This window comes from Stenotrophomonas sp. YAU14D1_LEIMI4_1, assembly GCF_003086815.1.
Classification (GTDB): domain Bacteria; phylum Pseudomonadota; class Gammaproteobacteria; order Xanthomonadales; family Xanthomonadaceae; genus Stenotrophomonas.
Genome location: NZ_CP025997.1, coordinates 3,134,225 through 3,157,547 on the forward strand (window position 1 = coordinate 3,134,225; position 23,323 = coordinate 3,157,547).

16 protein-coding genes and 1 riboswitch are annotated in these 23,323 nt (G+C 68.4%); of the genes, 10 read left to right on the forward strand and 6 right to left on the reverse strand.

Going from position 1 to position 23,323, the window contains the following annotated elements; translation table 11 throughout:
* The first annotated feature begins 79 nt into the window (after nucleotides 1-79).
* Complete coding sequence (mdtD, locus tag C1932_RS14645; RefSeq protein ID WP_108753854.1) at nucleotides 80-1,504, forward strand: multidrug transporter subunit MdtD; 1,425 nt, start codon at nucleotides 80-82, stop codon at nucleotides 1,502-1,504.
* 359 nt (nucleotides 1,505-1,863) lie between these two features.
* On the opposite strand, the gene C1932_RS14650 is transcribed toward mdtD, so the two are convergent.
* Nucleotides 1,864-5,385 (reverse strand): hybrid sensor histidine kinase/response regulator, encoded by a 3,522-nt coding sequence (locus C1932_RS14650; RefSeq protein WP_108762656.1) that lies wholly within the window; start codon nucleotides 5,383-5,385, stop codon nucleotides 1,864-1,866.
* A gap of 96 nt (nucleotides 5,386-5,481) precedes the next feature.
* On the reverse strand, nucleotides 5,482-9,030 hold the full coding sequence (locus C1932_RS14655) for an ATP-binding protein (protein ID WP_108762657.1): 3,549 nt from the start codon (nucleotides 9,028-9,030) through the stop codon (nucleotides 5,482-5,484).
* Between the two features lie 165 nt (nucleotides 9,031-9,195).
* Between C1932_RS14655 and C1932_RS14660 the strand changes: the two genes are divergently transcribed.
* The 3 genes from C1932_RS14660 to C1932_RS14670 are packed head-to-tail and all read left to right on the forward strand — an operon-like array spanning nucleotide 9,196 to nucleotide 10,985.
* Nucleotides 9,196-9,840: a YceI family protein gene (locus C1932_RS14660; RefSeq protein ID WP_108762658.1), complete on the forward strand. Its 645-nt coding sequence runs from the start codon at nucleotides 9,196-9,198 to the stop codon at nucleotides 9,838-9,840.
* On the forward strand, nucleotides 9,837-10,409 hold the full coding sequence (locus tag C1932_RS14665; RefSeq protein ID WP_108762659.1) for a cytochrome b: 573 nt from the start codon (nucleotides 9,837-9,839) through the stop codon (nucleotides 10,407-10,409). The genes C1932_RS14660 and C1932_RS14665 overlap by 4 nt, the downstream gene beginning before the upstream one ends.
* A gap of 3 nt (nucleotides 10,410-10,412) precedes the next feature.
* Complete coding sequence (locus C1932_RS14670; protein ID WP_108750774.1) at nucleotides 10,413-10,985, forward strand: YceI family protein; 573 nt, start codon at nucleotides 10,413-10,415, stop codon at nucleotides 10,983-10,985.
* Between the two features lie 33 nt (nucleotides 10,986-11,018).
* Here C1932_RS14670 and C1932_RS14675 read toward each other — a convergent pair whose 3' ends face one another.
* Entirely contained in the window at nucleotides 11,019-11,246 is a 228-nt protein-coding gene (locus C1932_RS14675) for a glutaredoxin family protein (RefSeq protein ID WP_108762660.1), read from the reverse strand.
* A 100-nt stretch (nucleotides 11,247-11,346) separates the two neighbouring features.
* On the opposite strand from C1932_RS14675, the gene C1932_RS14680 reads away from it, so the two are divergent.
* Together C1932_RS14680 and C1932_RS14685 are read left to right on the forward strand one after the other, a co-directional pair.
* The gene (locus C1932_RS14680; RefSeq protein ID WP_108750776.1) at nucleotides 11,347-12,729 is read left to right on the forward strand and encodes an L-serine ammonia-lyase; all 1,383 of its coding nucleotides are present in this window, start codon (nucleotides 11,347-11,349) and stop codon (nucleotides 12,727-12,729) included.
* A gap of 215 nt (nucleotides 12,730-12,944) precedes the next feature.
* Nucleotides 12,945-13,946 (forward strand): alpha/beta hydrolase, encoded by a 1,002-nt coding sequence (locus tag C1932_RS14685; protein WP_108762661.1) that lies wholly within the window; start codon nucleotides 12,945-12,947, stop codon nucleotides 13,944-13,946.
* 74 nt (nucleotides 13,947-14,020) lie between these two features.
* On the opposite strand, the gene C1932_RS14690 is transcribed toward C1932_RS14685, so the two are convergent.
* The 3 genes from C1932_RS14690 to C1932_RS14700 are packed head-to-tail and all read right to left on the reverse strand — an operon-like array spanning nucleotide 14,021 to nucleotide 17,348.
* Nucleotides 14,021-15,088: a homoserine dehydrogenase gene (locus C1932_RS14690; RefSeq protein ID WP_108762662.1), complete on the reverse strand. Its 1,068-nt coding sequence runs from the start codon at nucleotides 15,086-15,088 to the stop codon at nucleotides 14,021-14,023.
* Entirely contained in the window at nucleotides 15,085-16,320 is a 1,236-nt protein-coding gene (locus C1932_RS14695) for an O-succinylhomoserine (thiol)-lyase (protein ID WP_108756919.1), read from the reverse strand. Before C1932_RS14695 ends, C1932_RS14690 begins: the two co-directional genes overlap by 4 nt.
* Nucleotides 16,317-17,348 (reverse strand): homoserine O-succinyltransferase, encoded by a 1,032-nt coding sequence (locus C1932_RS14700; protein WP_108754858.1) that lies wholly within the window; start codon nucleotides 17,346-17,348, stop codon nucleotides 16,317-16,319. Before C1932_RS14700 ends, C1932_RS14695 begins: the two co-directional genes overlap by 4 nt.
* Nucleotides 17,349-17,423: 75 nt before the next feature.
* Nucleotides 17,424-17,542, reverse strand: a riboswitch (SAM riboswitch).
* A 147-nt stretch (nucleotides 17,543-17,689) separates the two neighbouring features.
* Between C1932_RS14700 and C1932_RS14705 the strand changes: the two genes are divergently transcribed.
* The 4 genes from C1932_RS14705 to C1932_RS14720 all read left to right on the forward strand — a co-directional run bounded on the left by C1932_RS14705 (nucleotide 17,690) and on the right by C1932_RS14720 (nucleotide 23,094).
* The gene (locus C1932_RS14705; protein ID WP_108763461.1) at nucleotides 17,690-18,574 is read left to right on the forward strand and encodes a M23 family metallopeptidase; all 885 of its coding nucleotides are present in this window, start codon (nucleotides 17,690-17,692) and stop codon (nucleotides 18,572-18,574) included.
* 66 nt (nucleotides 18,575-18,640) lie between these two features.
* The gene (locus C1932_RS14710) at nucleotides 18,641-20,245 is read left to right on the forward strand and encodes a peptide chain release factor 3 (protein WP_108750781.1); all 1,605 of its coding nucleotides are present in this window, start codon (nucleotides 18,641-18,643) and stop codon (nucleotides 20,243-20,245) included.
* A gap of 154 nt (nucleotides 20,246-20,399) precedes the next feature.
* Nucleotides 20,400-21,038, forward strand: coding sequence for a hemolysin III family protein (locus C1932_RS14715; RefSeq protein ID WP_108753864.1), 639 nt, complete (start codon nucleotides 20,400-20,402; stop codon nucleotides 21,036-21,038).
* An 82-nt stretch (nucleotides 21,039-21,120) separates the two neighbouring features.
* Nucleotides 21,121-23,094: an AsmA family protein gene (locus tag C1932_RS14720; RefSeq protein ID WP_108762663.1), complete on the forward strand. Its 1,974-nt coding sequence runs from the start codon at nucleotides 21,121-21,123 to the stop codon at nucleotides 23,092-23,094.
* The last annotated feature ends 229 nt before the right edge of the window (nucleotides 23,095-23,323 follow it).

The window sequence follows — 23,323 nt, forward strand, 5'->3', positions numbered from 1 at the left end:
ACGTCACGGCGCGACGTTTATCGCGCCGTGACTTCACATGGGCGATCATGGCCGCCCCGCTCCACCGGCTCCCCACGCCATGTCCGACCCGTCCGTGCCGGCTTCGCCGTCCGACTACGCCCGCTTCCGTCCCCTGCTGTGGCTGGTTTCACTGGCCATCTTCATGCAGATGCTGGACTCGACCATCGTCAACACCGCGCTGCCGGCCATGGCCGCCAGCCTGGGCGAAAGCCCGCTGCAGATGCAGTCGGTGGTGTTCAGCTACGCGCTGGCGGTGGCCACGTTCATTCCGGCCTCGGGCTGGATCGCCGACCGTTACGGCACGCGCCGCACCTTCCTGGTGGCGATCATCCTGTTCACCCTGGGCTCGCTGGCCTGTGCGCTGGCCCAGCACCTGCATCAACTGGTCGGCGCCCGCGTACTGCAGGGCATCGGCGGCGCCATGCTGCTGCCGGTCGGTCGCCTGGCGGTGATGCGCTCGGTGCCGCGCGAGGATTTCCTGCGCGCGATGAGTTTCATCGCCATTCCCGCGCTGATCGGCCCGCTGATCGGCCCGACCCTGGGCGGTTGGCTGGTGGAGATCGCATCGTGGCACTGGGTGTTCCTGATCAATCTTCCCATCGGCGTGATCGGTTTCATCGCCGCCATGAAGATCATGCCCGACCACTACGCCAGCCACCGCGTGCGCTTCGACCTGCGCGGCTACATCATGCTGGCCTTCGCCATGGTGGTGCTGTCGCTGGCACTGGATGGCATTTCCGGACTGGGCACGCCGCACGCACTGGTGATGCTGATGACCGTGGCTGGCCTGGCAGCGCTTGTGGGCTACTGGCTGCACGCGGCCAATTCCACTGCGCCGCTGTTCTCACTGGCGCTGTTCCGCGTACCCAGCTACCGCATCGGCATCCTGGGCAATCTGTTTTCGCGCATCGGCAGCAGCGCCATGCCGATGCTGATTCCGCTACTGCTGCAGGTGGGCCTGGGCCTGGGCCCGATGCACGCCGGCCTGATGATGGTACCGGTGGCCGCCGCTGGCATGGTGTCGAAGAAGCTGGCAGTGAAGCTGGTGGAGCAGTACGGCTACCGTCGCGTGCTTATGGTGAACACCGTGCTGGTGGGCCTGGCGATGGCCAGCTTCATCCTGATGACGCCGGGCCAGCACCTGGGCTGGCGCCTGTTGCAGCTGGCGTTCTTCGGCGCGGTCAATTCACTGCAGTTCACCGTGATGAACACCGTGACCCTGCGCGATCTGGATCGCGAGTTCGCCAGTTCCGGCAACAGCCTGCTGTCGATGGTGATGATGCTGGCGGCCGGTTTCGGTGCGGCGGCCGCAGGCAGCCTGCTGGCAGCGTTCGGCACGCACCTGGAAGGCCATGGCGCCACAGCGGCGCTGCATGCCACCTTCATCTGCGTGGGTGCGATCACCCTCACCTCGACGATGATCTTCTGGCAGCTGCCCGACACCAAGCCCGAACCGCGCCAGGTCGAATCGGTCGCGGAGTAGTGTTTTCGGCAGGGCTTGCAGCCCTGCACCTGCTTGGAGCAACGGCAAGGTCAACGTCAAAAGCTGGGTATCCGAGGGATGGCGGGATGGGTCCGGTTGCGGGGGACGCCGTAAATACGTCCCTGTAGGCTCGGTCGCGCCATCCATGGCGCTCACGCCCCCGCAACCGGACCCACCCCGCCTTCGACAGTTGGCCGCGATCTGTCGGAACGGCACGGGGTCGGATCCCGTTGCTTCGCAACGGGCTCTGACCCCAGAGATAATTCGATATCGGACAGATTGTGTCGACCAAGGTCGACACCTACCAACAGCAGAGTTGACGTCAGCAGGTGCAGGGCTGCAAGCCCTGCCAGCACGCCCTAGCGCCCCAGCACGCGGGCGATGGCTTCGACCAGCAGCTCACCGGTCACGGGTTTGCGCAGGAAGCCTTCAATGCCGGCCGCTTCCACCTGCTGCTGCAGATCCGGATCGGTGCGCGCGGTCACCGCCAGCAACGGCAGGGTGTAGCCCTGGTTGCGCAGGTGCTGGGCCAGTTCGAAACCACTCAGGCCGGGCAGGTCCAGGTCCAGCAGGCCCACATCGAATTCGCCCGCGCTGATCTCGCGCAATGCCGCCAGTGCATGCTCGGCATGGACCACCTCGTGACCGCGCGCGGTCAGCAGGCCCGTCACCACATCCGCCACGGTGCCATCGTCTTCCACCAGCAGCACGCGCAGCGCCGGCAGGGGGCTGGCCGTGCCATCACCCTGCAGCCCGGCAGCGGGGTCACTGCCCTCCTCCAAGGCCAGCGGCAACGGCAGCCAGACCGCGAACGCGGTGCCCGTGCCCAGCTGGCTCTCCACCCGGATGCGGCCCTGCATGGCCAGGGCCAGTTCGCGGCAGATCGCCAGGCCCAGCCCGCTGCCGCCGTACTGGGCGGCGGTGCGTGCGCCATCGGCCTGTTCGAAACGGCGGAACAGACGCTGCTGCTGCTCCTGGCTGATGCCCGGACCGGTATCGCGCACGTCGAAGTACAATCCATCATCGTCGCAGCGCGCGTGCAGGGTAATGCCGCCGCGCGAGGTGAACTTCACCGCGTTGGACAACAGGTTCAACAGAATCTGACGCACGCGCATGGCATCGCCGGTGGCCTGCAGCCCTGGCGGCAGGGCGTTGTCCAGGCTGAAGCGCAGGCCCTTCTGTGCGGCCAGCGGCCCCATCAGCGCCGCCAGGTCCTGCAACAGGGCGTTCAATGCGAACGGACGCGACTGCAGTTCCAATCGCCCCGATTCGATCCGCGCCAGGTCCAGCGCGTCGTTCACCAGGTGCAGAAGGTGCTCGCCAGCGTGCCGGATGGACTGGGTATAGCCGCGCTGCTGCGGGTCCAGCGGCGATGACAGCAGCAGTTCGCTCATGCCCAGCACACCGGTCATCGGCGTGCGGATCTCATGGCCCAGGTTGGCCAGGAAGCGGGTCTTGGCCGCCGATGCCTGCTCGGCCAGCTCCTGCTTGTGCAGCGCCAGCTGGTAGGCGTGGCGGCGCTGCAGGCGGCGCCGGTACAGCCAGGCGAACCAGCTGGTCAGCAGCAGCGCGATCGAGGCCAGCACCAGCAGCCCGGACAGGCTGCGCCACCACGGCGGCTGCACATGGAATTCCAGGCTCTGCACCCGTGACCAGACATGGTCGGCCGAGCGGGCCTGCACTTCCAGGCGATAGCTGCCCGGCGGCAGGCGCGAGAACAGACGCTCGCCGGCCGGGCCTACTTCCACCCAGTCCGGATCGTAGCCAGCCAAGCGGTAGCGGTAGGTATTGGAAGCCGAATCGGCAAAGGACAGCAGGCGCGCGACGATGCGCAGGTCGCGGTCACCGTCGGCAATCTGCAGTGGCGTGTCGTGGGTCAGGTCCAGCACCTGTTCGTTGCGGCGCACTTCCACCCGCTCGATCACCAGCGGCGCGCGCCGGGTGGAGGGTCGTACCTGCTCGGGGTCGAACACCACCACGCCTGCAGGCGTACCGGCCACCATGCGCCCGGACGCGGTGCTGATCAGCGTGTGTTCGCGGAACTCCTGGCTGGGCAGGCCGTCATGCACGCCATACAGGCGCACGCTCTGCCCGTCGGCGCCTACGCGCACCAGACCGCGGGCGCTGCTGGCCCAGACCACGCCCTGCGCGTCGACCACCACGCCGGTGGCGGAAATGGCCGGATAGCCCTGCTCGGCGCCGATCACCGCCTGCCGCTCCAGCCGCCCCTGGCGCCACTGGTAGCGGGCCAGTCGACCATCTTCGGACAGCCAGACCTGGCCATCGAGGCCCACATGCATGGCGTAGACCGCCGAAGCAGGCGCGCCGGGCACGGGCTGGAAGCGGCCGGTCTCCGGCAGCCACTGCAGCAGACCGCGGCTGCTGGCCAGCCAGATGTGGTCCAGCGGGCCGCACTCCACGTCCAGGTTCAACTGCCCCAGCTGCAGGCCGTCGCGACCACTTTCCAGTTCGCGCCGCACATGGCCATCCAGATCGCGCTGCTGCAACCCCGACGGCAGCATCAGCCACAGGCTGTCGCCATCGCAGGTCATCATCGCCTCGACCGTGCCCTCCATCGGCGCGTCGGTGGCCGCATCACGTCCCCAGCGGCGCAGCTCGCGGGTGCGCGGGTCATAGCGCATCACCGCATCGCTGGACCCGATCCAGACCTGGCCACGCCGATCCTCGCGCACCGAGGTCAGCCAGTGCATGCCATTGACGAAGGTGCGGTGCTGCTCGATCTGCCCGGTCAACGGGTCAAAACGGTCCAGTGCGCCATGGCTGCCCACCGTCCACACCCCGCCGCTGCTGGACGGGCTGGTGCCCAGCACGAAGGCATTGCGCAGGGACGCAGGGTCGTCTTCCAGCCGCGAAAACACCGAGAACTGCCACCAGCGTGGCAGCAGGTGCCACAGGCCGGCATTGGTGCTGGCCAGCCAGATGCCGCCTTCGCGGTCTTCATACGCGCCGGTCCAGTTCGGACGCACGCGGCCGCGGGCAATCGCGCTGTACAGCGGTACGTTCTGGAACTTGCCATCCACGCCCCGGCCCAGGCCACTGCGGGTGTCCAGCCAGTGCCCGCCCTGTTCGTCGCGCAGCATCATGCCCAGTACCTGGTCGCCGGCCGGCAGCGCCCATGGCGGTGCCTCGAAGCGGCCGTCGGGCCGCCGCACGATGGCGCCGGCCAGCGTACTGATCCACAGACTGCCATCGGGTTCGGTACTGAGCCCGTTGATCATCGGGCTGGGAATCACATCGCTGCCGATCCGCTCGAAGTCGGTGCCGGTCCAGCGCGCCACGCCGTGCTTGGTGCCCACCCACAGGCTGCCGTCGGCCAGCGTGGCCAGGTAGGGCACGGACACGGCCGGCACGCTGCGCGGGTTGTTCGCTTCGGGCAGGAAGCGCTGCAGCCGTTCATTGCGATCCAGCCGGTACAGTCCGCCCTCATGGGTGCCGAACCAGATCGCGCCATCGGGCGTGGTCGCCAGGCTCCACACGGTGTTGCTGCCCATCAGCGGCTGGCTGCTGCGGTCGTAGAAGCGCAGTTGCCGGCGGTCGGCCGACATGCGCACCAGCCCCGCGTTCTCGGTACCGATCCACAGTTCATTGTGGGCGTCGACCAGCACGCTCCAGATACGGTTGTCGCGCAGGCCATCCTCGGAGCGCCAGATCCGGTAGTTGCGGCCGTCGTAGCGTGCCAGGCCATCGTTGGTGGCGATCCACAGATAACCGTAGCGATCTTCGGCCATGCGATTGACCGTATTCGATGGCAGGCCGTCGAACACCGTCACCTGGCGGGGCGTGGGCGCCACCGGCTGGGCCAGCGCGGGCACCAGGGCGAACAGGATCAGCAGCAGCGTCGCCGCCCGCAGATACGCCACCGATTGCCTCCTCACGCGCCCATGGATGGTGCCCGCAGGGCGGGCGTCGGCATGGTAAACCGAAAGGCGCGCAATTCACGCCATTAAGCTGCGCAACTACGCCGTGATCTGACGTTTGTTGCGCGCATGGGCGATCGCCGACACCAGCAGATCGCCGGTCACCGGCTTGCGCAGGAAGCCATCGAAACCGGCGGCCAGCACCTGTGTTTCGGCGTAGGCATCCGACCGCGCGGTGACTGCCACCAGCGGCAACTCGTAGCCCATCGCCCGCAGCTGGCGCGCAATGGCGGTGCCATCCAGGGCCGGCAGGTCCAGATCCAGCAACCCCACATCGAAGCCGCCGGTGGCGATTTCGGCCAGCGCGCCCAGGCCATGCAGCACATGCACGACCTGGTGACCCCGTGCGCGCAGCAGGCCGGCAATCACCTCGGCCACGGTGGTGTCGTCTTCCACAAGCAGGATGCGCAACGCCGGCAGCACCGGAACGACGGCAATGGATTCGCCGGACGGTGGCGACGCCTGCGGCGCCCACGGCAACGGCAGGCGGACGCGGAAGCGCGCACCGCGCCCCAACTGGCTGTCCACGTCGATACGACCGCCCATGGCCACCGCCAGCTCCTGGCAGATGGCCAGGCCCAGCCCACTGCCGCCGTAGCGCGACGCCGTGCGCGGCCCATCGGCCTGTTCGAAGCGGTGGAACAGACGCTGCTGCTGCTCGGTGCTGATGCCAGGCCCGGTGTCGCTCACTTCGAACACCAGCACGCCACCATCGTCCTGCAGCTGCACGCCCAACGCGACGTGGCCGCGCTCGGTGAACTTGATCGCATTGCCCAGCAGGTTCAGCAGGATCTGCCGCACCCGCATTTCATCGCCACTCACACTCACCGGCCCGGGCAGGCGGTCTTCGCGCAGGAAGCCGAGCTGGCGCTGGTGGGCCATCGGCTGCATCAGCGCCTGCACCTGGTCCAGCAGCCCGGTCAGATCGAACGGGCGGATATCCAGCTCAAGCCGGCCGGCTTCGATGCGGGCCAGGTCCAAGGCGTCGTTCACCAGCCGCAGCAGATGGCTGCCGGCCTGCTGGATGGAGCCCGCGTAACTGCGTTGCACCGGGTCCAGTTCGGTGGCCAGCAGCAGTTCGCTCATGCCCAGCACACCGGTCATCGGCGTGCGCACTTCGTGGCCCAGAGTGGCCAGGAAGCGGCTCTTGGCCTGCGACGCCTGCTCGGCCAGTTGCTGCTTGTGCACGGTCAACTGCCATTGCTGCCGCCGCCGCAGCCGGCGCCGGATCGACCACACCAGGGCCAACAGCAACAGCGAGCCCAGCATCACGTAGCCGAAGATGGCCATGCCGCTTCGCCACCACGGCGGCAGCACCTTCACCTGCAGCTGTTGCGAGGGGCTCCAGGCGCCGCTGCTGCTGGCCGCCTGCACTTCGATCAGGTACGGCCCGGGCGGCAGCCGCGACAGCGTGCGCTGGCCGTCGCTGCCCTGCTCCACCCAGTTCTGGTCGTAACCACCGACGCGGAAGCGGTAGCGGTTGCCCTGCGGGTTTGCATAGGACAACAGCCGCGCATCGATCTGCAGGTCACGGTCATCCGGGCCCAGCAGCAGCTCGCCGCCCGTCGGCAGCGGTTGCCACCCGCGCGCGTCGTCGCGGCGCACGCGCACCTGCGCGATCACCAGCTGCGATGCGGGCAGCGCGACGTCAGCTGCGTTCGGGTCGAACCCCACCATGCCGGTCTGGGTGACGGCCAGCACACGACCGTCGGCCCCCACCGCCGGCGGCCGCCCGGTGAATTCGGCGTCTGGCAGGCCGTCGCGTTCGTTGATCTGCTGCAGGCGCCGCTGCTTGGGGTCCCAGCGCAACAGGCCGCGTGGCGAGGTCGCCCATACGCGCCCATCCTCGGCCAGGGCCAGGCCGCCCATGCTGACCGGCGGCATGCCGTGGCTGGCGTCGATGCGCTGGATCAGGCGCAGGGTGAGCCCGTCCCACTGGTAGCGCTCGAACGCGCCTTGCCGGGCCAGCCACAGCTGCTGCGGATCGACCCACACCAGATCGTAGATGGCGCCACTGGATACCCCCGGCACGGCTTCGAAACGGTCGGCCTGCTCGCGCCACAGCCCCATTTCGCCCATGGCCCAGACCCGGCCGCGCGCATCGAAGCGGATCTGTTCGATCGGCACATCCGAGGCGCCGTGCAGGGCCGACAGCGGAACGGTGCGCAGCAGGCGGCCGTCAGCAGCGCGCTGCTGCAACCCCAGGTTCATCACCGAAATCCACACCGACCCGTCCGGCGCCTGCCGCATCAGGTCGATGCGCTGGCGCAGGTCCGCGCCGCCGCCGATCGGCAGGTTGCGCAGTGCACCGCTGGCCGGGTCGTACACACTCAGGCGTCCGGCGCGCCCCAGCCACAGGCGCCCCTGCGGGCGCGGCAGCACCGACCAGACCGCACCGCTGCCCAGCTCCTTGTCGCTGGCCAGCAGGCTCAGGGTGCCCTGCGCGTCGATGCGATAGACGCCATGGGCCGAACCCACGTAGTAGTTGTTGCCATCACTGGCGGCACTCAGCAGGTATTGGCTGTCCAACGGCTTGCCGTCCAGCTGGTACCAGGTGGAAAAGCGCCGCCAGTCGGGGGGCAGATAGGCCAGGCCCTGGGTCAACAGGCCCACCCACAGCCCGCCTTCGTGGTCCTGCAGCATGTCCAGCACGCCGCTGTGACCGGTCAGGAAGCCACTGCCGCGGTCGCCCTGCAGGCGCCACAGCGCATCGGCGTCGCCGCGCAGCAGGCCATCCGCAGTACCGGCCCAGTAGCCGCCCTGGCGATCCGGGATGACCAGGGCCGCGCGTAGGGCCGGGCTGTCTGGCCACGTCGGGCGGCTGACCGCATCGTGGGCGTCCACACGGTAGAGCCCATCGTTCTGGCTGCCGATCCAGACCGCGCCATCGGTATCGCGGCTGAGCCGCAGCACGCTCACATGGCCCAGCACGCCCGCCGCGATGGCCTTGAAGCGGGTGCCATCCCAGCGCGCCACGCCCGCTTCGGTGCCGATCCACAGCCGCCCCTGCGCATCCACCAGGCTGCTGTAGATGGTGTCGCTGGGCAGGCCGGAAGGATCGGACGCATCGTGGCGGAACACCTGCAGCTGGCCATCTTCGGCCAACCGGCACACACCGTGGGTGCTGGTGCCGATCCACAATGCGTCGCCGGCATAGGCCAGGGTCCAGAACTGCCCCTGGCACTGCGCATCAATGCCATCGAAGGTACGGAAGCGATCGCGGTCGGCATCCAGGCGGGCCAGGCCCTTGCCGTTGATGCCCAGCCAGACGCGGTCGCGCGGATCGATCAGCAGGGTTTCGATCTCATTGCCCGGCAACGACCCGGCCTGTTCGGGGTCATGCTGCCAGACCCGCAGGGCGCTGCCGTCGTAACGGGCCAGGCCGCCGTCGGTGGCCGCCCAGATGTGTCCCTGGCGGTCTTCGGCCAATGCCACCACCATGCGCGAGGGCAAGCCTTCGGCCGCACCGAAGCGGCGCAGTCGCGGCGTTTCCCCTGCCATCTCCTGTGGCGTGGCCGCCGCCGCGAGCGACACCACCAGTGCCAGTGCGGCCAAGCCACGGCACCACCTGTGCCAACCGGTCTTCATCCTGAACCCCCTGTCCTGGCCCCGATTGTCACACAGCACCGGCGGCACTGCTGCAACAGCCTGTTTCCAGCCGCATTGCCACCACGAACTGTTGCAGCCGTGCACACGTCCAGGCCGCGGTGCTGTGCGTATGATCGGGGCTTCTTCCAACCGAGTACGTGCCCGATGCGTTTACGCCTGGCCCTGCTGCCCCTGCTGCTTGCGGTTGCACCGGCCTGGGCCGCCCCCGACGCCTGGCGCATCGACCCGGTGCATACCCGCGTGCTGTTCGCCATCGACCACGCCGGCTATTCGCAGGCACTGGGCACCATCTCCGGCAGCCAGGGCATCGTGCAGTTCGATGGCGACAGCTGGCGCGAGGCCACGCTGGAGGTCGAGATTCCCGTGGCGCGGCTGGACCTGGGCGATGCCAAGTGGAACCAGGCCACCCTGGCCAGCAGCCTGCTGGATGGCGAACGCTTCCCCAGTGCGCGCTTCGTATCCACCCGGGTGGAACCGATCGATCCCACCCATGCGCGCGTGGTTGGCACGCTGACCCTGCGCGGGGTCAGCCAGGAAGTGGTGCTGGATGTCACCCTCAACGCGGTCAAGCGCTACCCGCTGCCGCCGTTCCGCCGCACCGCCGGCTTCTCGGCCACCACCACGCTCAGCCGCCGCGCCTTCGGCATCACCGCCTGGCCGGGCGTGATCGGCGACAGCGTACAGATCAGAATCGAAGCCGAAGCGGCGCTGGACCGCAGCGCGCGCCCGGGAACTCCTGCCCCCGACAGCCACTCCGACAGCCCGACGGCCCCGAAGGACACGCCATGACCGCCAAGAACACGCCCGCTGCCTGGGGCAGCGTCAGCCAGACCCTGCACTGGTTGATCGCCCTGCTGATCCTCGCCTTGGGCATCATCGGCCTGACCATGGGCGAACTGCCGAAGACACCGAAGTATTTCTGGGTCTACACCGCGCACAAATCCATCGGCATCACCGTGCTGGCCCTGGTGCTGCTGCGCCTGGTGTGGCGCCTGTACGCCGGCGCGCCCAACCCGGTGCCGGGCACGCCCAGCTGGCAGGAACGCATCGCCAGCGCCACCCACGTGCTGCTGTATGTGCTGATGTTCGCCATTCCGCTGTCCGGCTGGCTGTACGACTCGGCCAGCGGCCTGCGGCCGTTCCGCTGGTTCGGCCTGGTGGATGTGCCGAAGCTGAGCGGGCCTGACCCGCAGGTGGTGGCCGTCTCCCACGCCCTGCACGAATATGGCTTCTGGCTGTTGATCGCGGTGGTGCTGGCCCATGCCGGCGCTGCCTTCTACCACCACCTGTTCCAGCGTGATGCCACCTTGTCGCGGATGCTGCCGCGTGGCTGGCTCGCCACCCCACAGAAGGACTGACCGATGACCCTGAAACTGACCACCCCGGCCGCCGTGGCCGCTGCCCTGGCCGGCCTGCTGGCCACTGCCCCGGTGCTGGCCGCCGATTACACCCAGGCCGCTGGCGCCGGCTCGATCCTGGTGTTTGCCAGCAAGTACGACGGTGAAGTGTTCACCGGCACCTTCCCGGGGTTCAGCACCAAGCTCAGCTTCGACCCGGCCAATCCGGCCGCAGGCTCTCTGGACGTGACCATTCCGCTGGCCGGCGCCAAGAGCGGCAACAGCGACCGTGATTCCACCCTGCAGGGCGCGGACTTCTTCGATGTCGGCAAGTTCGCCACCGCCCACTTCACCGCCAAGGGCTTCCGCGCGGTGGGCAACGACCAGTTCGCCGCTGACGGTACGCTGGAGCTGCGCGGGGTGAGCAAGCCGGTCACCTTCACTTTCAGCTGGAAGCCAGGCACCCAGCCGGTGCTGACCGGCAAGGCCACCGTGAAGCGCCTGGACTTCGGTGTGGGCGGCGGCGACTGGGCCGATACCAAGACCATCCCGGACGAAACCGCGATCAGCACCATCGTCAAGTTCGACGCGAAATAATGCGGGACCGCCGCCGGGCATGGTCCGGCGGCTTCACCCCACGGCCAGCCAGGCCTGCACGGTCGCGGCATCGAACGGCCAATCCAGTTCGCGGCCGCTGGCCTCATGCCGCAGCACCGGCACCCGCGTGCCGTAGCGGCTTTCCAGCGCCGGCTGGTCATCCAGGAACACCGAATCGAACTCCGGCGCCCGCGCCTTGGCCAGTTCGGCCAGGGCCAGGTCACACAGATGGCAATCGTCTCGCTGGAACAGGGTCAGCACGGTTCAGGCTCCGCCGGCGGAAATGCTGCGCCGCAGGCATGGCCCTGCAGCACGAACGGCTAGAATAGCGGCCTCTTCCGGTACCCGCAGTACGGCAACCATGGCTGTCAGCACGTTCGACGTTTTCAAGATCGGCATTGGCCCGAGCTCCTCCCACACCGTCGGGCCAATGAAGGCCGCCGAACGCTTCATCCACCGCTGGCTGCTGGACCCGGGCCGCCTGCACGAGGTGGCGCGCATCCGCGCCGATGTCTACGGCTCGCTGGCCCTGACCGGGCGCGGCCACGGCACCGACAAGGCCATCCTGCTGGGCCTGGAAGGCCAGCGCCCGAACCTGATCGACCCGGACATCATTCCGGCCACGCTGGAACGCATCCGCAGCAGCAAGCGCATCCTGCTGATGGGCCAGCACGAGATCGCCTTCGACGAGAAGCGCGACCTGGGCATGAACAAGCGGCAGAAGCTGCCCTACCACACCAACGGCATGCGCTTCACCGCCTACAACGCCGACGATGAAGTGATCGCCACCCGCGACTATTACTCGGTGGGCGGCGGCTTCGTGGTCAACCAGGACGATGCCGCCGACGACCGCATCGTGCCCGACGAGACCCCGCTGCCCTACCCGTTCAAGAGCGGCGACGAACTGCTGGCGCAGACCGCGCGCAGCGGCCTGAGCATTGCCCAGCTGATGTTCGAGAACGAGAAGTGCTGGCGCAGCGAAGAGGAGATCCGCGAGAAGCTGCGCGAGATCTGGAGCGCGATGCAGTCGTGCGTGGCACGCGGCATCCGCGAGGAAGGCGTGCTGCCCGGCGGGCTGAAGGTAGGCCGTCGCGCACCGGCGCTGTACCGCGAGCTGTCCTCCAAGCCCGAGGCCGCCATGCGCGACCCGCTGACCACGCTGGACTGGGTGAACCTGTACGCGCTGGCGGTGAACGAAGAGAACGCTGCCGGTGGCCGCGTGGTGACCGCGCCGACCAACGGCGCCGCCGGCGTCCTGCCCGCCGTGCTGCATTACTTCGACCGCTTCTGCCCCGGCGCGAACGAACAGCGCGTGTTCGACTTCCTGCTCACCTCGGCGGCAATCGGCATTCTGTACAAGGAAAACGCCTCGATTTCCGGCGCCGAAGTGGGCTGCCAGGGCGAAGTGGGCGTTGCGTGTTCGATGGCTGCCGGCGGCCTGGTCGCTGCGCTGGGCGGCAACCCCAGCCAGATCGAGAACGCTGCGGAAATCGGCATGGAACACAACCTGGGCCTGACCTGCGACCCGATTGGCGGGCTGGTGCAGATTCCGTGCATTGAACGCAACGCCATGGGGGCGGTGAAGGCGATCAATGCCTCGCGCATGGCCATGCGTGGCGACGGCAAGCACAAGGTATCGCTGGACAAGGTGATCAAGACCATGCGCGATACCGGCCGCGACATGCAGGACAAGTACAAGGAAACCAGCCGCGGTGGTTTGGCGGTGAACGTGATCGAATGCTGATCACGTGCGTGGGGTAGAGTCGACTGTCAGTCGACTGCTCTACCGGCAGGCCGCGAGATCCCGCGCTACGCGCGATAGTCGACTGACAGTCGACTCTACAGGCAGGCTGCGTGAACCCGCGCTACGCGCGATAGTCGAGCAAGCTCGACTCTACCGGCGGCAGCGGCGGTAACGTTTTGCGGTTAGGCTCGGGGTTCCCTGCCACGGAGAACCCCATGCGCCTGGTCGCTGTCGCACTGCTTTCCTGCCTGCCCCTGTCCGCACTGGCCGCGCCGCCCCCGACCTACGGTGCGCGGCTGGAGGGCTTCGACTACGGCTATCCGGTGAAGACCTTCAGCCTGGAATCGCAGCAGCAACCGCTGGAGATGGCCTACCTGGACATCGCGCCGAAGAAGTCTCCCATCGGCGTGGTCGTGCTGCTGCATGGCAAGAATTTCTGCGCCGCCACCTGGAAGGAAACCATCAAGCCGCTGGTGGCCGCCGGCTACCGGGTCATTGCCCCCGACCAGGTCGGCTTCTGCAAATCCAGCAAGCCCGAGCGCTACCAGTATTCGTTCGGGCAGCTGGCAGCCAACACCCACGCCCTGCTGCAGCACCTGCAACTGGGCGAACTGCCGGTCCACCTGGTCGGCCATTCGATGGGCGGCATGCTGGGCGTGCGCTACGCGCTTACCTATCCGCAGGATCTGCGCAGCCTGTCGCTGGTCAACCCGATCGGGCTGGAAGACTGGAAGGCGCTGGGCGTGCCGTGGCGCAGCGTGGATGCGTGGTACGCCGGTGAAATGAACATCAGCTATGACAGCATCCGCCGCTACCAGCTGGACGTCTACTACGACGGCAAATGGAAGCCGGCCTATGAAACCTGGGCACGCATGCAGTCGGGCATGTACGCCGGCCCGGGCAAGCAGGCGGTAGCCTGGAGCCAGGCGCTGACCTCGGACATGGTGTTCAACCAGCCGGTGGTCTACGAACTGAAGAACCTGCAGGTGCCCACCACACTGTTCATCGGGCAGAAGGACCGTACCGCCATCGGCCGCGACCAGGCACCGGCGGAACTGAAGGCGACGCTGGGCAATTACCCTGCACTGGGCAAGGCGGCGGCCGCCGCCATTCCCGGGGCAACGCTGGTGGAATTCGCTGCGCTGGGGCATTCGCCGCAGGTGCAGGATCCGAAGCAGTTCAATGCCGCGTTGCTGAAGGCGTTGAAGACGCGTTGACGGCGGTCCGCCGGGCATGGCCCGGCGCTACCGGTGCGCCATCCAGGTAGCGCCGGGCCATGCCCGGCGATGCCTCAACCCACGATGCGCAGCACATCATCCAGCAGGGCCGCCGCCGTCACTTCGGCACCGGCCCCGGGCCCCTGGATCAGCAGCGGCTGCTGGCGGTAACGATCACTGTGGATGGCCACGCGGTTGTCGGTGCCAGCGCCCTGTGCCAGCGGATGATCGGCGGCCAGCTCGCGCAGGCCCACCTGTGCGCCCTGCGCATCCACGCGACCGACGAAGCGCAGCACGCGGCCCTGCGCGTGCGCCTGCTGCCAACGCGCCTGCAGCGGCGCATCCAACTGTTCCAGTGCAGCCAGCGCCTGTTCCAGCGGCAACGCGGCCAGCGCTTCACGCACCAGCGATTCCACCTGCACCTGTGCGGCGTCCAGCGCCAGACCGCTGCTTCGCGCCAGGATCAGCAGCTTTCGCCGCACATCTTCACCGGACAGATCCACCCGCGGGTCCGGCTCGGTGTAGCCCGCCGCCAGCGCTTCGCGTACCGCGGCCGAGAACGGCGCTTGGCCGTCGTAGCGATGGAACAGCCAGGCAAGTGACCCGGACAGCACGCCCTCGATTGCATGGATGTGGTCACCGCCGGCCACCAGCGCGCGCAGGCTGCTGAGCAGCGGCAGGCCGGCACCGACCGTAGCGCTGTCGCCGTAGCGCGCACCACTGTCGGCGCAGCTGTGGGCGATGGCCTGCGCACGCGCCAGCTGTGCACCACGGCCCAGCTTGTTGGCGGTGACCACGTGCACGCCCCGCGCCAGCCACTGCACGTGGCGTGCGGCCACCTCTTCGCTGGCCGTTGCATCCACCACCACGTCACCGCGTTCCAGGCCTTCGGTACCGGCCCAGCGCGGCGCGCCCTGGCCGTCGCGCGGGGCACGCCGCGCCAGTTCCAGCGGCACCGCCAGATCGCGATCGATGGCCAGTGCGGTGCGCGAATTGGCCAGCCACTGCACGCCCGGCAGTGTCAGCCCACGTGCCTGCAGGGCCTGGTAGCGCTGCACGAAGGCCGTGCCCACCGTGCCGGTACCCAGCAGTGCCAACCGGCCTGTGGCAACGGCGGGAAGTTCAGCGGCCACTGCGCTCATGCATCCACCACCTGTTTGCGGCGTGCGGCATGGTCGATCGCCGCTTCGGCGCGCTGCAGCGCCGCGTCCAGGTCGGCCAGCAGGTCCCGTTCGGCCTCGATGCCGACCGACAGACGCAGCAAGCCCTCGCTGATCCCAGCCGCGGCACGGGCTTCGGCGGTCATCGCCGCATGGGTCATGGTGGCCGGGTGCGCGACTAGGCTTTCAACACCGCCCAGCGATTCGGCCAGGGTGAAACAGCGCAGGCCATCAACGAAGGCGCGCACCGCCGCATGCGGATCGTCGCCTTCGCAGTCGGCCAGTTCGAAGGACAGCATCGCGCCGAAGCCACTTTGCTGGCGCGCGGCGATGGCGTGGCCGGGATGATCGGCCAGGCCCGGGTAGTAGACCCGCGCCACCGCCGGGTGTGCGTCCAGCAGCGCGACGATGGACGCGGTGTTTTCCTGGTGCACGCGCAGGCGCGCATCCAGCGTGCGCAGGCCGCGCAGGGTCAGGAAGGCATCGAACGGCGAACCGGTCAGGCCCAGCGCATTGCCCCACCACACCAGCTGTTCATGCACGGCCGGATCGCGCGCGATCACCGCGCCACCCACCACATCGCTGTGGCCATTGATGTACTTGGTGGTGGAATGCAGCACCAAGTCGGCGCCGAAGGCCAGCGGCTGCTGCAGTGCCGGCGACAGGAAGGTGTTGTCCACCACCACCAGTGCGCCGGCCTTGTGTGCGGCTTCGATCACGAAGCGCAGGTCGGTGATGCGCAGCAGCGGGTTGGACGGCGTTTCCACCAGCACCAGCTTCGGCTGGGTGGCCAGGGCCTGGGCCAGCGCGCGCGGATCGGTCAGATCAGCGGTGACCAGTTCGAAGTGGCCCTTCTTGGCCAGCGCGTTGAACAGGCGCCAGCTGCCGCCGTAGGCATCGTGCGGCACCACCAGCGTATCGCCGGGCTGCAGCAGCGCGTTCAACACCAGATTGATGGCGCCCATGCCCGTGGCGGTGACCACGCCACCTACGCCGCCTTCCAGTTCGGCCAGGGCTTCGCCCAGCAGATCGCGGGTGGGGTTGCCACTGCGGGTGTAGTCGTACTGGCGCTTGTTGCCGAAGCCTTCGAAGCTGAAATTCGAGGACAGCACGATCGGTGGGGTGACCGCACCGTGGGCGGTGTCGCGGTCGATCCCGGCGCGGACCGCGGCGGTGGTGCGGCTACAGGACGGCTCGGTGGCGTGCAGGCTCATGCGGTCTCTCCAGAAGTGCGGAAGGCGGTAGCGAGGATCGCGTCGATGCGATCGGTTTCTTTCAGGAAGGCATCGTGGCCGTAGGGCGAGCGCAGCACGCGCAGGCTGCCGCGCGGGCCCAGGCCCTCGACCAGGCCGACCAGGTCGGCCAGCGGCACCAGGCGGTCGCCTTCCACGGCCACCACCACGGTGGGCGGCAGGATGGCGGCGGGGTCCACCCGATGCAGGTCGATCGATTCGGACAGGCGCAGGTACGCGGTCACCGGCGTGCGCGCCACGTACTGCGCACCGGCCGCGTCCAGATAGTCTTCGGCGGCGACCCGCACGCGCCCGTTGACCACTTCCGGCGCAGCGTCGAAGCGTTCGCCGAACTCTTCCGGGGTGCGGTAGCTGAGCATCGCGAACTGACGGGCCAGGGCCAGGCCGTGGTCTTCGCCACACTGCAGCTGGCCCAGCGCAACGGCACGGCGCTGCAGCGCGCGCCAGGCGGCTGCATAGGGATGCGGGCGGTGCGCACCGCTGGCCAGCACCAGCTGGCGCACCCGCGCACGGTGGCGCACGGCGAACTGCTGGCCCACCAGCGCGCCATAGGAATAGCCGACGAAGGCCTTCAGTGTGCGCACACCCAGATGGTCCAGCAGCAGGGCCAGGGCGTCGGCCTGGTCGGCCGTGTCGATCGGCACATCCAGCGCGCCGTCGGCGCCGATGAAATCGAAGGCCAGCACCCGCAGTTGCTGCGGGTCCAGCGCGCGCCCGGCGCCGACCAGGCCTTCGGCCCAGCCCTTTTCGCTGAACTGCGGGTTGCTGGCCACATGGCGGTGGGCGGAAATGCCACCGGCCAGCACCACCACCGGCGCAGTGGCCGGGCCGACCCACTCGTAGCGCAGGCGCACCGGGCACGGGCCGGCGTGGCGCATCGACAGCACCGCGGCGAACTCGCCGCGCTCGGCGTGCACGCGGTCATCGACCGGCACGCTGACGGGGGCAAAGGATTCGGGGCGAAGCACGGTACTGGGGGCGAAGCTCATGGCGGGATCCAGTTGGGAATCGGCCATCGAGCCTTCGCGGGGCTCGCGTTCAAGATGCACCGGCGGTGCACGCTCGAACCATCTTTCGGTGGACGCCACGGTCCCCGCAGGATTTGGCACCTACGCCGGCATTTGCATGCCTGCGGGCTGCCCCGGCTTCAAAGGGCCTGTCCCTCTGCCGGTCTCGATGGTGGAACCACGATGCCAGCGGATTCCGGGCCTGTCAATCCCTTCATGCGGATAAAGCGATGAATGAATGCCGGACGGTGAAACGGGAAGCAGTACCGCCAGCGCCGTTCAGGATCGGCTACAGTCCGGCGCCCGCCCCGCCGGAACCGCTGATGCCCCGCCTGCCCCTGTGCTGCCTGTTGTCTGCCCTGCTGGCCGCAGCCCCTGCCCACGCCAGCGACTGGCGCCAGGGCTGGGGCCTGGTGTCGACGGGCCCGACCCCGGCAGAACGCGCCACAGCGCCACACGCTGCGCCGCTGGCACAGCTGCGGCTGCAACAGGTTGGCGAGCAATGGCAGGCCCGGATCGACAACCCCTTGGCCGGTCCGCTGCAGATCGAACTGCGCGCCGCGCCTGGCCAGGCCATCGAAGGGCTGCCCGTGCAGTCGCTGGTGCAGGGCGGCGGCACCCTGGTGGTCGGTCATCTGGCGGCCCCGGCCGATGGGCGCCCCCTGGAAGTCCGCATGAACGCGGTGCCCGGCACGCCAGCGGCGCAGGCCGAGGACGTGGCGTATCGCCTGCCCTTCGAGGCCACGCAGCTGCGCGTGGACCAGGCGCCCAATGGTCGCTTCAGCCACCAGGACGAAGAGAACCGCGATGCGGTGGATTTCGCCCTGGCCGAAGGCACCCTGGTCATGGCCGCGCGCGAGGGCACGGTGATGCAGGTGCAGGACGGCTTCCAGGCCAATGGCCAGGACCGCCAGCGCGATGGCGGCCGGGCCAACTTCATCCGCGTGCTGCACAGCGACGGCAGCATGGGGCTGTACGCGCACCTGCAGGCCGGCGGCATGCGGGTGCGGCCCGGCCAGGCGGTGCAGGCCGGGCAGCCGCTCGGCTTGTCGGGCAACAGCGGCTTCAGCACCGCCCCGCACCTGCACTTCGTGGTCCAGGTGAACCGCGGCATGGGCCTGCGCTCGGTGCCGGTGCGCATTTTCACCGCGCAGGGGCAGCTGCAGTTCGCCCGTGACAGCAGCGCCGAAGGCAGTGCCGGGCGCTGACCGGCCCCGGCCGGTATAATCGGCCGCTTATCTCTTTGAAAAGCGCCCCGGGCGGGCGCCACTGCCATGTCCGAAGTCGCCACCGAAGCGTCGCGCCGCCGCACCTTCGCCATCATTTCCCATCCTGACGCCGGCAAGACCACGCTGACCGAAAAGCTGCTGCTGTTCGGGGGCGCGATCCAGATGGCCGGTTCGGTGAAGGGCCGCAAGGCCGCCCGCCATGCCACCTCCGACTGGATGGCGCTGGAAAAGGAACGCGGCATCTCCGTCACCTCCTCGGTGATGCAGTTCCCCTACGAGGGCAAGATCGTCAACCTGCTCGACACCCCCGGCCACGCCGACTTCGGCGAGGACACCTACCGCGTGCTGACCGCGGTGGACTCGGCGCTGATGGTGATCGACGTGGCCAAGGGCGTGGAAGAGCGCACCATCAAGCTGATGGAAGTGTGCCGCCTGCGCGACACCCCCATCATGACCTTCATCAACAAGCTCGACCGCGAGGGCAAGGACCCGATCGAGCTGCTGGATGAAGTGGAAACCGTGCTGGGCATCCAGTGCGCCCCGGTCACCTGGCCGATCGGCATGGGCCAGCGCCTGAAGGGCGTGGTGCACCTGCTGACCGGCGAAGTGCATCTGTACGAACCGGGCCGCAACTTCACCCGCCAGGATTCGACCATCTTCCCGTCCATCGATGCGCCGGGCCTGGCCGAAAAGATCGGCGCACAGATGCTGGCCGAGCTGCGCGACGAACTGGAACTGGTGCAGGGCGCCAGCCACCCGTTCGACCTGGACGCCTACCGCGCCGGCAAGCAGACCCCGGTGTTTTTCGGTTCGGGCGTGAACAACTTCGGCGTGCAGCCGCTGCTGGATTTCTTCGTCGAACACGCCCCCGCCCCGCAGGCACGCGCCACCACCGGCCGGGAGATCGCCCCGCAGGAAAACAAGCTGACCGGCTTCGTGTTCAAGATCCAGGCCAACATGGACCCGCAGCACCGCGACCGCGTGGCCTTCATGCGCATCTGCTCGGGCCGCTTCAACGCCGGCATGAAGACCTTCCACGTGCGCACTGGCAAGGAGATGAAGCTGGCCAACGCGCTGACCTTCATGGCCAGTGACCGTGAGATCGCCGCCGAAGCCTGGCCGGGCGATGTGATCGGCATCCACAACCACGGCACCATTTCCATCGGCGATACCTTCACCGAAGGCGAAGCGGTCACCTTCACCGGTATCCCGAACTTCGCCCCGGAACTGTTCCGCCGCGCGCGCCTGCGTGATCCGCTCAAGCTGAAGCAGCTGCAGAAGGGCCTGGCCCAGCTGTCCGAAGAAGGTGCGACCCAGTTCTTCCGCCCGCTGACCAGCAACGACCTGATCCTGGGCGCGGTGGGTGTGCTGCAGTTCGACGTGGCCGCCTACCGCCTGAAGGACGAGTACGGCGTGGAAGCCACCTTCGAGCCGGTCAGCGTGACCACCGCGCGCTGGGTCACCTGCAGCAATGAAAAGAAGCTGGAAGAGTTCCGCGAGAAGAACGCACTGAACCTGGCCCTGGATGCGGCCGGCCAGCTGGTCTACCTGGCCCCGACCCGGGTGAACCTGCAGCTGGCGCAGGAACGCGCGCCGGACGTGCGCTTCTCGGCCACCCGCGAAGCCGCCCACACCGTCTCGGTGGCCTGACCGGCCGGGGGTCGGATCGGCGCCCGGTAGATCCACGCCATGCGTGGATGGGCGCCGGTTCACCCACCATACGGTGGCGGGGGTGCAAGCGACCGCCATCGCGGCGATGATAGGGGGGCTGCGGGTCCCCCTCCCCGCGAACCACGTCATCGCCATGTCCACCACGACTGTTGCTTCCATCCGCGAAGAAATCGCCAGCGCCCTGACCCACGGGCTCGGCGCCGTATTCGCGTTGGCCGCCGGCGCCGTACTGATCACCCTGGCCGCCATCTACGGCGACGGCTGGCAGCTGGCCAGCGCCATCGTGTTCGGCATCGCCCTGCTGCTGCTGTACACCGCCTCCACGCTGTACCACGCCATCCAGCACCCCACGGCCAAGGGCCGTCTGAAGGTGTTCGACCACTGCGCGATCTACGTGCTGATCGCCGGCACTTACACCCCCTTCACCCTGATCGGCCTGCGCGGCCCTTGGGGCTGGGGGTTGTTCACGGCCATCTGGGCGCTGGCGCTGGGCGGTGTGGTGTTCAAGCTGTTCTACACGGGCCGCTTCAAGGCGCTTTCCACCGGCATCTACATCGCCATGGGCTGGCTGGTGATCGTGGCGATCAAGCCGATGTGGGCCTCCATCGACGGCAGCACCCTGGCCTGGCTGTTCGGTGGCGGCCTGTCCTACACCCTTGGCACCTATTTCTACCACCGCGAATCGATTCCCTATTCGCATGCGATCTGGCACCTGTTCGTGATCGGTGGCAGCGTCTGCCACTTCGTGGCCGTCACCATGCAGGTGCTGTAGCCCTGCTGTCCGGCGCTTCTGTGCACACCATGCACATGAGCGCTTCGCGCTGCGTCCACTCCGGTGGGGCAACGATGCCAGCGTGAATGCTGCCCCTTCCCCTGCGACGCCGCGCGGTTCGCGCTGGCGCCTCCGCCGCCCCGGCCGCCGGGGCCAGCGCTGGCTGGCCGCTCTGGTATTCGTGCTGGCCGCGATCCTGGTCCTCATCGCCCTGTGGGACTGGAACTGGTTCAAGGGCCCGGTAGAGCGTGCCGTGCAGGCCCGCACCGGGCGCGCCCTGCACATCGGTAATCTGGACGTGGACCTGGGCCGCACCACCACCGTGCGCGCCGATGCCATCACCTTCGCCAACGCCGTCTGGGCCCGGCAGCCGAACATGGCCAGCGCCGACCGGGTGGAGATCGACGTGCGGGTCTGGCCGCTGCTGCGCGGCAGTGTGCAGCTGCCCGAGGTACGCCTGACCCGCCCCGACGTGCTGCTGCAGACCGCGCCGCGTGAAGGCGAGGCCGGCAACTGGGATTTCCTCGGCGACAGCAGCGGTGGCACCACGCCGCAACTGAAACGCCTGTTCATCGACGACGGACGCCTGCAGTTTTCCGATGTGCGCGGCCGCACCGATATCCGTCTGAACGTGCGCAGTGGCCAACCGCGCCAAGGCGACGCCGCGCCGCCCCTGCTGGTGGCCGGCAAGGGCCGCTGGCAGGGCAATGCGTTCACCCTCAGTGGCGGCACCGAATCGCCCCTGCAGCTCACCGACAGCGCCCATCCCTTCCGCATCCACCTGGACGGCCGTGCCGGCGGCACCCATGCCGTGGCCAGCGGCACGCTGACCAATCCGTTCGCACTGCAGTTGTTCGACCTGCAGTTCGCCCTCAGTGGCCAGGACCTGGCCGACCTGTACCCGCTGCTGGGCATCGCCATTCCCCCATCGCCGCCGTATGCCCTGAATGGCCGCCTGAAGCGCGACCACAGTGTGTGGCGCTACGAGCGCTTCACCGGCAAAGTCGGTGACAGCGATCTGGGCGGCAACCTGCAGTTCGAAGTGGGCCTTGACCGGCCACGCCTTACCGCCACGCTGGAATCGCGCCGACTGGATTTCGATGATCTGGCCGGCTTCGTCGGCGCTCCGCCCAGGACCGGCAGCGGCGAGACCGCCAATGCCGAGCAGAAAGCCGAAGCAGCGCAGGTGGCGGCCAGCAGCCGTGTGCTGCCGGACACGCCGTACAACCTGGGCAAGCTGCGCGCGATGGACGCCGACGTGCGCTGGAAAGCGCACCGCATCAATGCACCGTCGCTGCCGCTGGACGACATGGACGCGCATCTGCTGCTGGACGACGGCCTGCTGCGCCTGGATCCCCTGAATTTCGGTGTGGCCGGTGGCGATATCCGCAGCACGATCCGCATGGATGCGCGGCAGCCGCAGATTGCCACCACGCTGAAGGCCAGCGTTCGAGGCGTACAGTTGGGGCAGCTGTTCCCGGACGCGAAGCTGGCCGAGCAGGCCAAGGGCGGCATCAGCGGACAGATCGACCTGAGCGGTCGCGGCAATTCGATCGCCGCGATGCTGGGTGGCAGCAGCGGCGACGTGGGCGTGGCGATGGGCCGCGGCCACGTGGGCAACCTGGTGATGGAGCTGGCCGGCCTGGACATCACCGAATCGGTGAAGTTCCTGTTCACCGGGGACCGGCAGATTCCCCTGCGCTGCGCCTTCGCCGATTTCGGCGTGCGCGATGGCTTGATGACCAGCCGCGCACTGGCGGTGGACACCACCGATACCATCGTGATTGGCGAGGGAACGGTGAATTTGCGCGACGAATCGCTGGACCTGCTGCTGCGGCCACGGCCGAAGGACAAGAGCATCCTGGTACTGCGCTCGCCACTGCGCATCGGCGGCACCTTCAAGGACCCGTCGTTCCGCCCGGACTTCAAGGCGTTGGGTCTGCGCGGCGCAGTGGCCTTGGCGCTGGGCAGCATCGCCCCGCCGGCCGCGCTGCTGGCAACGATCGAGACTGGCCCGGGCAAGGACGCCAACTGCGGTGGGCAGTACGCGAAGTAAGAGCGGTTGTTCGCGGCGCCGCGTTTGATCTTCGTTTGAGTGGGGCGGGTGGGCCAGTCAGGACACGCCGTAAACCCATCCATGGGGGCTCGTAGGCGCCTTGCTCGTGCGCGCTGTCCTGCGCGCACGGCAAGACCGGGGTTGGGCGTCCTGCCCAACCCGCCCGAGGCATGCCTCGGGCCCCTGGCGCCTGCGGTCCTGCCTGGCCCACCCGCCCCATTCTCGACAG

Coding starts and splice junctions, on each gene's coding strand:
- C1932_RS14665 (WP_108762659.1), top strand. CDS start 9,837: ATGACCGCCAAGAACACGCCCGCTGCCTGGGGCAGCGTCAGCCAGACC.
- C1932_RS14715 (WP_108753864.1), top strand. CDS start 20,400: ATGTCCACCACGACTGTTGCTTCCATCCGCGAAGAAATCGCCAGCGCC.
- C1932_RS14660 (WP_108762658.1), top strand. CDS start 9,196: ATGCGTTTACGCCTGGCCCTGCTGCCCCTGCTGCTTGCGGTTGCACCG.
- C1932_RS14680 (WP_108750776.1), top strand. CDS start 11,347: ATGGCTGTCAGCACGTTCGACGTTTTCAAGATCGGCATTGGCCCGAGC.
- C1932_RS14685 (WP_108762661.1), top strand. CDS start 12,945: ATGCGCCTGGTCGCTGTCGCACTGCTTTCCTGCCTGCCCCTGTCCGCA.
- C1932_RS14705 (WP_108763461.1), top strand. CDS start 17,690: ATGCCCCGCCTGCCCCTGTGCTGCCTGTTGTCTGCCCTGCTGGCCGCA.
- C1932_RS14670 (WP_108750774.1), top strand. CDS start 10,413: ATGACCCTGAAACTGACCACCCCGGCCGCCGTGGCCGCTGCCCTGGCC.
- C1932_RS14700 (WP_108754858.1), bottom strand. CDS start 17,348: ATGAGCTTCGCCCCCAGTACCGTGCTTCGCCCCGAATCCTTTGCCCCC.
- C1932_RS14655 (WP_108762657.1), bottom strand. CDS start 9,030: ATGAAGACCGGTTGGCACAGGTGGTGCCGTGGCTTGGCCGCACTGGCA.
- C1932_RS14710 (WP_108750781.1), top strand. CDS start 18,641: ATGTCCGAAGTCGCCACCGAAGCGTCGCGCCGCCGCACCTTCGCCATC.
- C1932_RS14695 (WP_108756919.1), bottom strand. CDS start 16,320: ATGAGCCTGCACGCCACCGAGCCGTCCTGTAGCCGCACCACCGCCGCG.
- C1932_RS14690 (WP_108762662.1), bottom strand. CDS start 15,088: ATGAGCGCAGTGGCCGCTGAACTTCCCGCCGTTGCCACAGGCCGGTTG.
- mdtD (WP_108753854.1), top strand. CDS start 80: ATGTCCGACCCGTCCGTGCCGGCTTCGCCGTCCGACTACGCCCGCTTC.